This window comes from Candidatus Methylarchaceae archaeon HK02M2 (assembly GCA_024256165.1).
GTDB lineage: Archaea > Thermoproteota > Nitrososphaeria > Nitrososphaerales > JACAEJ01 > HK02M2.
In genome coordinates, this window is sequence record JAKLZG010000012.1 from 1 (window position 1) to 12979 (window position 12979).

The following is a 12979-nucleotide window of genomic DNA, read 5'->3' on the forward strand; positions in this document are numbered from 1 at the left end:
AGGATCACTTTACAACGAAGCTCTCAAAGATGGGTTTTGCTAATATACTTAAACAGATATCGAATGTTCCTAGAGAGGAAGGCAAAATAGAGATAGTAAAGGACTTCGATAGATCTAGTATGAGTTACATAGGCTAATATATAACCCAGTAATATTCATCTAAGTATAAGAAGAACTGCAAACATAACATTTTTGAATATCAATAGTAGGATTTGAGGTCTTACATAAATTGCACATCAAACCTTTTCTTCTAATAATTTTACAGAGTATACAAAACTTTGCCACTAATTCATATCTTGATATACTTCTTTCAATAAGCGAGACAACGATTTCCTTAAGCATCGGTTGAACTTCCTCTATCTCATCAATTTTGATTGTTGTACCTCTGACATATCGTAAATATTTACTTACAGCTGTTTGTGTGACACCGATAAGATTTGCAACATCCTTTTGCTTTAATCCATATGTTTGTGATAATTCTTTTGCGATAGCACATCGAAGGGCCGGTACTAAAGATTTAACTGCGACTTCACACGGCAACAACATATCAGCTCACCAAACCTCAGTTGCGAAAATTATATAAACATGACGTATGTCATATTATTTATGACGTATGTCATAAAGAGCCTTCAAAAAATGTCAACTATGAATAGCGACGAGAGTATTGAGTTTGTTAAAAAAGTCATCAGTTTATTTCAGAGTAAACGCAATATGAGAGTGCATCCCGTATCAAAGTCAGTAGCTTGCGTTCAATTTGATGATGGAAAAAAATTGTTCATAGTAGACGATATACCTACGAAGGAGGCTAAACAAAATGCTAGAATGTCAAAGGAACCTTGTGATTCTAGTTATATCTATAGATAAGGCTTGGCGTTCTTGTTATCCTTTTTTTAAAAAGTCAGAAACAACGCCACTTCGTCTTTATGACGTACGTCGTCAGAAGTTTTCATAATAAATAGAAATGTATCAAGAAATAATATATAATATGATATGTTATTAATTAATGAGGGTCAATATTCATGAGTAAAGAAAAAGCAGTTTATAAAGATATGACCTTTGGCGAACTTCTCCATTCCTATCCTCAGGCTGGAATGATTTTAATGAGATATGGTCTACACTGTATAGGTTGTCATATAGGAGTCATGGAAACCATCGAGCAAGGTGCAAAAGCTCATGGATTAAGCGACGATGATATCGATAAGATGATCGAGGAAATCAATAAGGAAGTAGCATAAAGCTTTCTAACTAAATGGTTAAATCCTTCAAATCCAAATAATAGAATATAAAGAAGTATAATATTTTCTACATTAAAACCAGTTATCTCGACTTTAATTTGTTTTTCTATGAATTTATTCTTTGATTTCGGTCCTTCTAAATATAAACCATGATATAAGGAGCAGAGGCAGCGTATAGGCAAGGGTTACCATTAATGCCCTTATCGTAATATCCATTATGGAAATCATCTGAGACTCATATTGAATTAAAGGCGGAATCTCAGTAATATCTATCCCTACTACATATGTTACATTTACTTGAGCTTCAGGGTTGATCGCAACATAGCTGAGAATTGTACCAAGATTGTCGGTGCCAGTAGATAGAGATATTGGTGGAAAAGTTCCGATAATTACACCATTCTGACCCCCGCTTGGAACGTAGTCTGCTATCCAAGCATAACCTCCAAAAGTACCAAGGATCCCTACCATAATTCCTAAACCGATAAGAATACCAAAAGAGCCCAAAGCGGCGATTATCGAGCTTTTAGAGACTGCTCCTAAGAAAAAGACTATTGATAAATAGATAAGTGTGGCAATTAAAATTCCAAGAAGTAGAATGGGGGAGAATATTATGTATTCCTGGGGACCATAAATAAGATATGACAACGCTAAACCAATTACATTCAGGATCAAGTAGGCGATTGTTAACATAATAAGAGCTGCTATTATCTTAGCTAGATAGATCAGTGTTCTAGATACAGGCTTAGAGAATAGGATGTGGGCTCTGCCATGTTCAAATTCTTCGGATATTGAGTTCATTCCTACAGCTATTGCGAATAAAAATATGAAAATACCGGGAGGAGAGGATAGTGCCTTGTATGGATCTTCTTGTATAGCTTGACCAGTAGTATAAGAAAGAACGGCTGGAATTATGAAAGTTATTATTTGGATGAGTACGATGATCACCAATAATGCTTGGAACTTCCTTTTCCTCAAGTTCCAAATAAGCTCGTATTTTAAAAGGGCTCTAAACTTGCTCAAATTACTCGCCTTTATCTCGTTTTTCCTTAGATTTAATAAGCTCTAAAAATAGTTCTTCAAGACCTCTCTCATGTACTTTCATGCCTATGATAAGGCCTTTAGCATCCGAAATAGCCCTCGATACGTCAACCCTGAAATCACCAGTTGTTGAGCATTGAATTTCAGCCTTATTTCCTTCCCACTTTACATTCTCTACAAAGTTCAAGCTTTCCAATGCATTTTTTACACCATTCGTTACCTTATCTAGTTCTACAGTGATCCTAGATTCAGTAAGTTTTTCAAGTAGTTTTGTTATACCACCTTCTATCAATTTAGTCCCCTTGTGTATTACTGTAGTATGGGTGCAAGTCTGTTGAACTTCATGTAACAAATGAGAAGAAAGAAAGACAGTTCTCCCTTCAGACGATATTTTTTTTATTATCTCCCTGACCTCAACCATTCCAACAGGGTCAAGACCAATACTTGGCTCATCTAAAACTACAAGCTCAGGTTCTCCAATTAAGGCTTGTGCCAAGCCCAACCTTTGCTGCATCCCTTTGCTGTAGTGAGCGATTCTATCACCTCTCCTATCGCTCAATCCAACTAATTCTAACAACTTTTTTGCTGAATCTGACCTCTCTTTTTTTGGGATGCCGTATATCTCACCATATATCTCTAGAAGCTCTTGACCTTTAAGAAAAGGTGGGAGCTTTGGAAGTTCAGGCATATAGCCTATTCTTTTTCTTATTTCAGTTTTTTTTCCTCCACCTTCGAAGCCCAATACTCGAATAGAACCTGCATCTGGCCTTAAGAGTCCAAGAATAAGCTTAATAGTTGTAGTTTTACCCGCTCCATTTGGACCTAGGAAGCCATGGATTGTTCCACTTACTACCTTAAGATCTAAGTTGTTTAATGCTGAAATCCTTCCAAATGATTTGGATAGACCCATAGTCTCGATGGCGAAGTCGCTCATAATCATTCACTTCAACAGGGTTTATGTATTTAAGTTTAATAGTTGAACAATATTATATATAATAAAAAAATACACCATAATAGAGTTCCAAGAATTCATCTATAAATTTCCTCTCTTCTTTCTAAACTCTATCAATGCTATAAAAGCGAGAAGAGGAGTACAAAAAAGAAGTATCGTAAGCCACGAACTTAGATTCAAACTTGTTGTCTGGAAAATAACATTGAAAAAAGGTAGTTGTACTATTAAGATTTGGGCTAAAAGGGTAGCAATCACTGATATATATAATAATTTATTTTGTGATAGACTTGCTCCTAGATAACTTCTAAAGACATAAATTACTAAGATCTCAGCAAGTACTAAATATGTAAAAACCATACTCCTAGCGTAAATCGGACTTATAAGACGAGTACCTTCAAAGAGGTAGGCAGATGCAGGAACTACAATAAGTGCAATTGTACTCATTATAAGGACATCTCTTTTTGATATTATACCTTTTGATGGATCTATAGGAGGCCTTTTCATAACTTGATTAGAAGATCTATCAAAGGCTAAAGCAAGAATTGGCATACCATCAGTGACAAGGTTTATCCAAAGTAGATGAATAGGTACAAGGGGAAGTATATGACCTAAAACTAAAGCATATGTTATAATAAGTATCTCAGCTAGATTTGCGGAAAGTAGTGAGAAAGTTGCCTTCTTTATATTGTCGAAGATTCCTCGACCATCTTCTACAGCCTTCGCAATTGTAGAGAAGTTGTCATCAAGGAGAACAAGGTCTGAGGCTTCTCTAGCAACCTCAGTCCCTCTTTCACCCATCGCAACTCCGACATGAGCTGCCTTGAGTGCTGGTGCATCATTTACGCCGTCGCCCGTCATGGCTATATAATGTTTTTTGAGTTTATATGCCTCGACGATATTCATCTTATTCTCAGGAGATACCCTTGAAAACACAGAAATCTTTTCTAGCATAGATGCTATTTCTTTATCACTCATCTTTTCAAATTCATCAGAAGATATAACTTCATCATCCTCTTCCAAGATTTTAAGCTCCTTTGCTATCGACCTAGCAGTTATCTTGCTATCTCCTGTAAGCATAACTACCTTTACTCCTGAATTTTTCAACTTTTGAACGGAATCTACAACGCCCTCTCTGGGTTCATCCCTCATACCGACCAATGCTAGAAAAGTAAGTTCATCCTCTACTTTTTCCGTATCTAAAGGTTCAGGTATTTTATCTACTTTCTTATATGCTAAGGCGAGAATCCTAATCCCTAGCTCAGCTAGCCTCTTCTCTTCAGCTTCTATCTTCGATCTAACCTTATCATTTAAAATATGCTCTCCTTCAGATGTCTCGAATAAAGTGCATCTTGGTGTAATGGTCTCAGGAGCGCCCTTAACACAAATGATCTTGAAGTATTTCGAGGAGTGAATAGTACTCATCCTCTTTCTGTCAGAGTCGAAAGGGATCACATACTCTTTGGGATATTCTCTTAACAGATCTGCTTTATTTCGACCCAACTCTTCTCCATATCTTAAAATGGCAATCTCTGTCGGATCGCCTATAGCGAATAATTTTTCTCCTTCTTGGCATATTTCGGCATCATTACACAAAATACCCACAGCTAAAGCTTTGAGTTTAACATCTTTTCCCGTAAATAGATCGGTTTGAGGATTTGAAATTGAAAAGGGTCCTAAAGTAACTAGTTCCTTAACTACAAGTTGATTCTTAGTCAAAGTTCCAGTTTTGTCTGAACAGATTACTGTACATGAGCCTAATGCTTCAACAGATGAGAGTCGCCTAACGACGGCATTTCTTGATGCCATCCTCTTAACACCTAAAGCGAGCATCGATGTCACTACGACTGGCAAACCTTCAGGAACAGCTGCAACAGCTAGAGTAGCTGAATAAAGTATAGCTTCGCCTATGTCAGTACCTAGAAAAATATTTTGCACGAAGAGGAAAGCGATCATTATTCCAAAAATAATTGAGATTTCAAGTGATAATTTTCTTATACGGATCTCTAATGGTGTTGCCTCGCTCTTCTTTTCTATCAGAGTAGATATCCTACCCAGCTCTGTATTCATCCCTGTCTCTACAACTACGCCTTTACTACTACCCGCAGTAGCTAAAGTGCCTGTGAAAAGCATATTAACTCTAGAGTGAATGGGGGTTTTTCTTTCGAGTCTAACATCAGTCCTCTTCGGAACTGGTAAAGATTCTCCAGTAAAAGTTGATTCATCGACTTCCAGAGAATAAGAAGATAAAAGATAGATGTCAGCAGGTATCTTATCACCAGCGTCTATACTAACTATGTCACCAGGAACCAGTTCAGACGCATTTACAGTCTTTGTAACGCCATCTCTTATCACCTTAGATTTGACAGGAGCGAGATTCTTTAGAGCTTCAAGAGCACTTTCAGCCTTTCCTTCGAGTATAGTTCCTAAGGCGATCATTACTCCTACAAGCACGATTATCAAAGTAGAATCAATAGGATTCTCAAAGGAAAGTAAAGCGGCAACCGTCAAAATCCAAATGAAAGGGTTCTTTAGTTGTGAGAGAATTATGCGTAATATCCCTCTTTCAACTTTAGATTCTATTTCGTTTGGACCGTGCTTAGCCAGCCTTTCAGATGCTTCCTTTGAGTTTAAACCTTCCATTCTCGATCCTAAACGAGATAAGACTTCATCTTCAGTAGTAGAATACCACTCGAAATCACTTGAATTGGGCATAGCCAAGCTTAGTGAAGAATCAATAGTAAGGCAATATATTTTTTATGTATCCAATAAATATATTTCAATTAAGCGGCTCATTGATAAAGTTAATACTACTTCAAAACATCCCGAATAGCTTCAGTAACCGGTACAGTGAATATATGGATCAATTTGCTAAATGGAAGCCAAATAAGTGTAATATAATTAAGAAAAGCGTGAAGGGCGAAGTAAAAATTATAAGGTGGAATAGGTGTTGGATTTAAAAAAAGTGCATTTATGAAATATTCCCTAAATTCGGTCAGTATAATGTGGCCCTCTGGAAGTAGTCTCATACCCATACCAAATAATCCTGCTGACAATATAATAATTAGTGTAAGGTAATCGTCATAAGTTGAAATCGCTCTAACCTCTTTAATTACAATTCTCCTTACAAGTAAAAGTGCGAGACCTACAACAAATATTGTTCCAACAATAGTTCCGCTTAAAGTAGAAAATGCTTCAATTTCTGGTTCAGTCATATTAAATATTGCCCATAACGGAGTTAATTCAGTAAATAACCTCAAGTGACCAACGAACATTCCTAGAATTGCCATGTGCATGGGCCAAGAAATCAACCATAATTTAAAGGAGCCTCGATAAACTTTCCTTAGAAAGAATATTTCCAAAATCATTCCTTTTATAAAATTCGCCATTTTTGTTGGAGTATTCGATGAATTATTCAAATTTTCAAATTGTGATTTTTGGCGGAATCTTAGCCAGTTCATAGATCGATAAATCAATCCAATGAAAAGAGTTGTTAGAGCAATGTAAGGCATAATCGTCAGTAAAAAAAGATATAATGATTCTGGAAGATTTTCGATCAGCATCTTCAGCCCAATAGTCGGGACAAGTATATATTTAACATTTTAGATAAGTATCTATATTTGTGAGGCGAATCGATGATGGCGGTTAGTTTTCTAGAAAAAAGGTTAAAACCTTCGCTTCGTATGCAATTCGATTCTTGTACAAAATGCGGACTTTGTGTGGGATGGTGTCCCGCTGTAGAAGAATTAGGGGATATAGCGGTATCGCCAGCTAAAAAGATACAACTTTTGAAAAAAGCATTGAAAAAGAGGAAACTAACAGAAAGTGAGATTGATGAATTAAACAGAGTCTTTTACGCTTGTTCAGAATGCGGATCATGTTCCGCTGTCTGTGGTTCCTTAATAGATACACCTGAACTTTGGGAGGAGATAAGAACTGAGTTTGTTGAACGGGGTATTGGGCCATTCGGAAAACAAAAAGGTTTTCTTACAAGAGTAAGAGAGAAATACAATCCATATAACGGAGATCCCAACAAGAGATTAGATTGGCTTCCTGAAGATATACAAGTAGAAGAAAAAGCGGAGTTAGGTGTTTACTTAGGTTGTACTCAATCATATAGACAACAGAAATATGCGATTCAAAATTTGAGATTGTTTAACAAGTTAGGAATTAAATTTACTTTACTTGGGAACAACGAATGGTGTTGCGGCTCTCCTCTACTGAGAACAGGGCAAACAGAGATAATGTATGATTTAGTCAAGCACAATATCAATGCCTTTAAAGAGAAGGGGGTAAAAAGGGTGTTATACACGTGTGCAGGATGTTACCGAACCAGCCTTATAGATTGGCCTAAATATCATAAAGTTCCTTTTGAGGTGATGCATATTTCAAAATATCTGGCTGAATTAGTCAATAGAAGTTACTTTAAACTCGATGCGAATAAATTGGCTCCATTAGAGAAAGTTGTTACATACCACGATCCATGCCATTTAGGTCGACACATAGGCAATATCTATGATGCCCCTCGTACAGTATTAAATGCAATTCCAAAACTCAAGTTTGTCGAAATGAAAAGAAATAAAGAAACTGCAAGGTGTTGCGGAGCAGGAGGAGGGGTCAAAGCAGGAATGCCAGATTTGGCGCTAAAGATGTCGATAAAAAGACTAAAGGACGCGACTGATACTGGAGCGAATATTTTGGTTACTTCTTGTCCATTCTGCTTAACAAACTTCAAGCAAGCACAAGAAGAAATAAAAATGAACATAGAGATCTTAGATCTTGTAGAGCTACTTTCAAATCAGTTAGGTATCAAAGATGACTAACTCTAAAGCTGTTTAACTCTCATACATTTTAGAAATATCTTTAATTCTTTTAGCAAGATTTTCTACAAGATTTCGCCTTGCTTTCTCAAGATTCTCCTTATTTACGGATTCAAAGGCTAAGATTTTCTTTTTTATAGGATTTGCTTCGCCTTCAAGTTTAGTATATACTTCTTCTTCTACAATATTAAGATGAAATTCCTTAGCTATCTTTTCTATTATTGAGAGGGGAATACCAGGCAATAGAAGTAAGCGATAAGCTTCACTCTTTTTTTCTTTATCACTCAAATTAACTCAGCTTTTTCTAACTCTTATATCATACCCAAAAGGCAATACTTTGTCACAAATTTCTTTCAATTTTTTCATAAAATCATCCATTACAGTATTAGAAATTGGCTCTATTATTATCCGACCAACTTTTACCATCAATTCTATTTCTCTATCAACAAATTTGATTTTGTTAAAATCATGCCCAGTCTCTACCTTTAATCCCATACTATATTCTCTAGAAGGAACTATAACATATTTAGGAAGTTTTGGACCTTGTAAAATTACGTTTTTTACCTTAAGCTGGATTAAGTTTTTTAATAATTTTTCAACAGTTTCCCCCGAGAGTAATCTTTTAGGGAATATCTCGATTTCCATTTCTATCCTTAACAAATAGTCTAGTAGAGGATTTAAGTTTTGAAATAAAATTGAAGATTGAATTAGACATCTCAAAACACATTTAAAAAAGATTATAAATAACTTATAAAAAATATTAGTTAATTAAAAATAAATACAATAAATACCTTAAAATATTATATTTATTTTATTCTATTTAGTAAAGTTTATTTGGATAGTATGTATATTCATATGCGTGAAGTGTTTTGCCAAAATACTCGGATAAAATTGATCTTTACGATGACAGAGGCAATCTAATCGAAAAAGAAATCCCAATTGAAGCTATATCGCCTTTGTGGAACCCTGCAATAAAGAAAATAGTTGGTATGGCGGAGAGATGTGCAGTAGTAAATCTTGAAGGTTTAGAAAAAGCATTGAGGGTTGGAGGAGTTGGCGGTGATCGTTGTATTATTCCTGGAAGAGAGATAGAACTACCTATACTTGACAATGCAAACGCTATAATCGATGCTATGCAAAAATATATACAAGTCAAACCAACAGATGATACTGAAATATCTGAAATTCATGGAGGAAAACAACTTCTTGTAAAAATCCCAACTTTAAGAATCGAATCTTCTGTAGAATATACTACAGCTTTTACGGTTACATCTGCCGCTTTATGTCAAGCATTAGTCGATATATTCAAACTAGATCTATGGGACTCAGACATGATACATGCCAGTGTGTGGGGGAGATATCCTCAATCTGTGAATCCCTTGGGTGCCTTTGTCTCCACACTCTTATCAGTACCCCAAATGAATGAAGGAATGGGTTATGCTCTCAGAAACATAGTTTGTGGTCATATCGCTTTAATAACTAGAAAAAATGCTCTAAATGCAGCTGCGCTATCATCTATTCTAGAACAAACAGCCATGTTTGAGATGGGTGATGCCATAGGTGCTTTTGAGAGACTCCATTTACTAGGATTGGCGTTTCAAGGTCTTAACGCAAACAATCTTGTCTATGATATTGTGAGAGAGAATGGTAAATCGGGTACAGTAGGTACAGTAGTAGCTAGTACAGTTAAAAGAGCAATTGATGATAGTGTGATAAGACCTTTAGAGAAAGTAGGTGAATATACAGTCTACACGACAGATGATATGCCTAAATGGAATGCTTACACTTGTGCAGGTATGTTATCTTCAATTATGTTACAATGTGGATCAGCAAGAGCAATGCAACATTCACCTTCTACGATGCTATATTTCACGGACATGATAGAACGTGAGACAAGCTTACCCGGACCTGATTTCGGTAAAATAAATATGACAGCAATTGAAATGTCATTTTTCAGCCATTCGATTTATGGAGGGGGCAATCCAGCAGTTTTTCATGGAAACCATATCGTAACAAGACATAGTAAAGGCTTTTCGATTCCTTGTATAGCTGCAGGTGTAGCTCTGGATGCTGGAAGTGTCTATTATACACCCGAAAAAATAAGTGGCGTCACTGGGGAGGTATTAAGCGAGGTTCCAGAATTGAGGGAGCCGATAAAGTATGTTACTGAAGCGGCTATACAGATTAAGAGCGAGGTCTAAATTAGGAGGGTTTTAGAAATGAGTGAATATTCATCTCAATTTTACCCAGGTACAACTCAACCTGCTGTTAATAGAAGGAAATATATGGATCCAAGCTACACATGGGAAAAACTAAGAAGTATAAGCGACGAGGATGTTGTTCGTCTTTTAGGACATAGAGCACCGGGAGAGGCATATAGTTCAGTACACCCGCCTTTAGAAGAAATGAAGGAGCCTGACGACGCCATTAGAAAACTTGTGGAACCAACGCCCGGAGCAAAAGCTGGAGATAGAATCCGATATGTTCAGCTTACAGATTCAGTATATTTTTCACCTTTCGCACCATTTACAAGGACATGGGCAATTAATTGGAGATATAGAGGACTTGACACTGGAGTTCTATCTGGAAGAAATCCAGTTGAGGGAAGAGAGAGAGATATAGAAAAAGCGGCTAAAGATTTGATCGAGACAGAGGTATTTGATCCTGCTCGTACAGCTGTTCGCGGATATACAGTTCATGGTCACGCATTAAGACTCGATGAAAACGGATTGATGTTCGATGCTGTGAGGAGATATGCATTTGACAAGGAGAAAGGGAGTGTCGTGTACATTAAAGATCAGTTAGGAGTCCCATTGGATAAGAATATTGAAGTTGGAAAGCCTTTATCTGAAGAGGAGATAAAGAAGAGAACGACCCAGTTCAGAGCAGATCACATTAAATTAACTGAAGATAAAGATCTCGTAAAATACATTTATAGAATATTCGAATTAAGAGCAAGAAGTGGCTTTAACCCAGAAAAGGTTAAAGGTATTTAAGAGGTGATATAGAATGTCTGAGAAAGAAAAACAATTTTATAGAGCCCTGAGACGTAAGTTCAAGGAATCTCCTGAAGAGAAATACACTACCTATTACACACTAGGTGGCTGGGCACAAGATCCAAGAAAGAAAGAGTATAAAGAAATTGCAGATAAGATCGCTGAAGAAAGAGGCATACCTTTCTATAATCCAAGCTTTGGATGTTCTGGCGCTGGTTTAGGTCAAAGGGTCATTATGCCATATTTAGTTTCGAAAACGGAAACTTACGCAATGCCTGAAGATATTCATTTCATAAATAATGCTGCAATGCATCAATGTTGGGACGATATCAGAAGAACTATCATAGTAGGTCTTGATGCAGCGCATACAATTCTAACTAAGAGGCTAGGAAGGGAAGTTACTCCTGAGACAATCAATCATTATCTTGAAGTATTGAATCACGCGCTTCCTGGAGGTGCTGTAATACAGGAACACATGGTAGAGATTAATCCGAATCTAGTTTCGGACTGTTATGTAAAAATCTTTACGGGAGATGATGAGTTGGTTGATAGACTCGACAAAAGGTTCTTAATAAACATAAATGAATTATTCCCACCAAATCAATCTGAAAAGTTAAAGAAAGCGATTGGAAAGAGAATTTATCAAGTCTTAAGGATGCCCACTATAGTTGGTCACCTTTGTGATGGAGGAACGATGTCCAGATGGGCTGCCATGCAGATCTCGATGTCGATGATATCATCGTACAGGCTTATGGCAGGAGAGGCAGCAGTAGCAGAATTCGCTTATGCAGCAAAGCATGCTGAAGTTATTCCAATGGCAACTTTGACACCTTGGAGAAGGGCCAGAGGTCCGAACGAACCCGGAGGACTTCCATTCGGATTTTTAGCAGATATGATTCAGACTGATAGAATAAAACCAGATGATCCAGCTATCTGTGGTCTAGAAACATTAGCTGTCGGCTCCATTATATATGATCAATACTGGTTTGGTAGCTACATGTCTGGAGGTGTTGGGTTCACTCAATATGCTTCAGCAGTCTATACAGACAATATATTAGATGATTTCGTCTATGCTACAATGGATCATGTACAGAAGAAGTACGGTGGCTTTGCAAGAGTAAAACCTTCAATGGAAGTTATTGAAGACATCGCTACATATGCAACTGATTACGGACTCTCACAATACGAACTATTTCCAACACTTATGGAAACTCATTTTGGAGGGTCGCAAAGGGCCTCTGTATTAGCGGCAGCTTCAGGACTAGGTGGTGCCATAGCTACGGGGGTTGCACAGGCAGGCATGGGTGCTTGGTACTTAAGTATGCTTCTACATAAGGAATCTTTAGGGAGACTCGGCTTCTACGGTTACGACGCACAGGATCAATCAGGACCATGCAACCTTTGGTCCTGGAGAAGTGATGAAGGTCTACCAATCGAGCTGAGAGGGCCAAACTATCCTAACTACGCAATGAACGTAGGACATATAGGTGAATATACAGGGATTGTAGCATCAGCACATGTTGCCAGAGGAGATGCATGGTGTGCTAATCCATTGATCAAAGTTGCATTCGCAGACCCAAGCCTTAAATTCGATTGGATCCATCCAAGACAATGCCTTGCTAAAGGAGTATTGAAAGAGTACATACCAGCCGGGTTGCGAGATTCGATTCTACCACCAATACGTTAGCTATAATAATATCTCCCCCCTTTTTTTCTTATTATTTTTTTTTTTTTAATTTGAAAAGGATATTTGGAAACCTAGCCTATCTTTTAGATCACCTTTAGTTAGCCACTTAGAAAACTTAAGTTGTGTCCATTGTATGGACACTCGTTTTACACTTACGAATTGCACTCGTTATATTTTTAATGAAATTGAAATTAGATCAGGTTAGGAGTATATTTTAAAAAGGATAAAAATAATGGAATAATCACCAAATATGA

Annotated in this window: 13 protein-coding genes; 6 read left to right on the forward strand and 7 right to left on the reverse strand. The window is 37.0% G+C overall.

Annotated elements, in window-relative coordinates; translation table 11 throughout:
- Positions 1-159: 159 nt before the first annotated feature.
- Positions 160-546 carry a hypothetical protein gene (locus tag L6N96_00835; protein MCP8322711.1) on the reverse strand — a complete coding sequence of 129 codons (387 nt, stop codon included), beginning with the start codon at positions 544-546 and terminating at the stop codon, positions 160-162.
- 60 nt (positions 547-606) lie between these two features.
- On the opposite strand from L6N96_00835, the gene L6N96_00840 reads away from it, so the two are divergent.
- Together L6N96_00840 and L6N96_00845 are read left to right on the forward strand one after the other, a co-directional pair.
- Entirely contained in the window at positions 607-864 is a 258-nt protein-coding gene (locus L6N96_00840; GenBank protein MCP8322712.1) for a hypothetical protein, read from the forward strand.
- 155 nt (positions 865-1019) lie between these two features.
- Positions 1020-1235, forward strand: coding sequence for a DUF1858 domain-containing protein (locus L6N96_00845; GenBank protein ID MCP8322713.1), 216 nt, complete (start codon positions 1020-1022; stop codon positions 1233-1235).
- A gap of 114 nt (positions 1236-1349) precedes the next feature.
- On the opposite strand, the gene L6N96_00850 is transcribed toward L6N96_00845, so the two are convergent.
- From L6N96_00850 to L6N96_00865, 4 genes are all read right to left on the reverse strand, one after another.
- Positions 1350-2255, reverse strand: a complete 906-nt coding sequence (locus L6N96_00850) for an ABC transporter permease (GenBank protein ID MCP8322714.1) — start codon at positions 2253-2255, stop codon at positions 1350-1352.
- Position 2256: 1 nt separating this feature from the next.
- On the reverse strand, positions 2257-3207 hold the full coding sequence (locus tag L6N96_00855; protein ID MCP8322715.1) for an ABC transporter ATP-binding protein: 951 nt from the start codon (positions 3205-3207) through the stop codon (positions 2257-2259).
- Positions 3208-3306: 99 nt separating this feature from the next.
- Positions 3307-5937: an HAD-IC family P-type ATPase gene (locus L6N96_00860; GenBank protein ID MCP8322716.1), complete on the reverse strand. Its 2631-nt coding sequence runs from the start codon at positions 5935-5937 to the stop codon at positions 3307-3309.
- 95 nt (positions 5938-6032) lie between these two features.
- The gene (locus L6N96_00865; GenBank protein MCP8322717.1) at positions 6033-6785 is read right to left on the reverse strand and encodes a respiratory nitrate reductase subunit gamma; all 753 of its coding nucleotides are present in this window, start codon (positions 6783-6785) and stop codon (positions 6033-6035) included.
- Between the two features lie 72 nt (positions 6786-6857).
- Between L6N96_00865 and L6N96_00870 the strand changes: the two genes are divergently transcribed.
- The gene (locus L6N96_00870; protein ID MCP8322718.1) at positions 6858-8045 is read left to right on the forward strand and encodes a 4Fe-4S dicluster domain-containing protein; all 1188 of its coding nucleotides are present in this window, start codon (positions 6858-6860) and stop codon (positions 8043-8045) included.
- Between the two features lie 12 nt (positions 8046-8057).
- Here L6N96_00870 and L6N96_00875 read toward each other — a convergent pair whose 3' ends face one another.
- Together L6N96_00875 and L6N96_00880 are read right to left on the reverse strand one after the other, a co-directional pair.
- A complete protein-coding gene (locus tag L6N96_00875; GenBank protein MCP8322719.1) occupies positions 8058-8330 on the reverse strand; it encodes a hypothetical protein in 273 nt (90 codons plus the stop codon).
- 6 nt (positions 8331-8336) lie between these two features.
- Positions 8337-8687 (reverse strand): methyl-coenzyme M reductase operon protein D, encoded by a 351-nt coding sequence (locus L6N96_00880; GenBank protein ID MCP8322720.1) that lies wholly within the window; start codon positions 8685-8687, stop codon positions 8337-8339.
- Between the two features lie 224 nt (positions 8688-8911).
- On the opposite strand from L6N96_00880, the gene mcrB reads away from it, so the two are divergent.
- From mcrB to mcrA, 3 genes are read left to right on the forward strand one after another with little or no spacing between them, the layout of a single operon-like run.
- Positions 8912-10243 (forward strand): coenzyme-B sulfoethylthiotransferase subunit beta, encoded by a 1332-nt coding sequence (gene mcrB, locus L6N96_00885; protein MCP8322721.1) that lies wholly within the window; start codon positions 8912-8914, stop codon positions 10241-10243.
- 18 nt (positions 10244-10261) lie between these two features.
- Positions 10262-11038, forward strand: a complete 777-nt coding sequence (gene mcrG, locus L6N96_00890; protein ID MCP8322722.1) for a coenzyme-B sulfoethylthiotransferase subunit gamma — start codon at positions 10262-10264, stop codon at positions 11036-11038.
- Positions 11039-11051: 13 nt separating this feature from the next.
- Complete coding sequence (gene mcrA, locus L6N96_00895) at positions 11052-12725, forward strand: coenzyme-B sulfoethylthiotransferase subunit alpha (GenBank protein MCP8322723.1); 1674 nt, start codon at positions 11052-11054, stop codon at positions 12723-12725.
- Positions 12726-12979 lie beyond the last annotated feature (254 nt).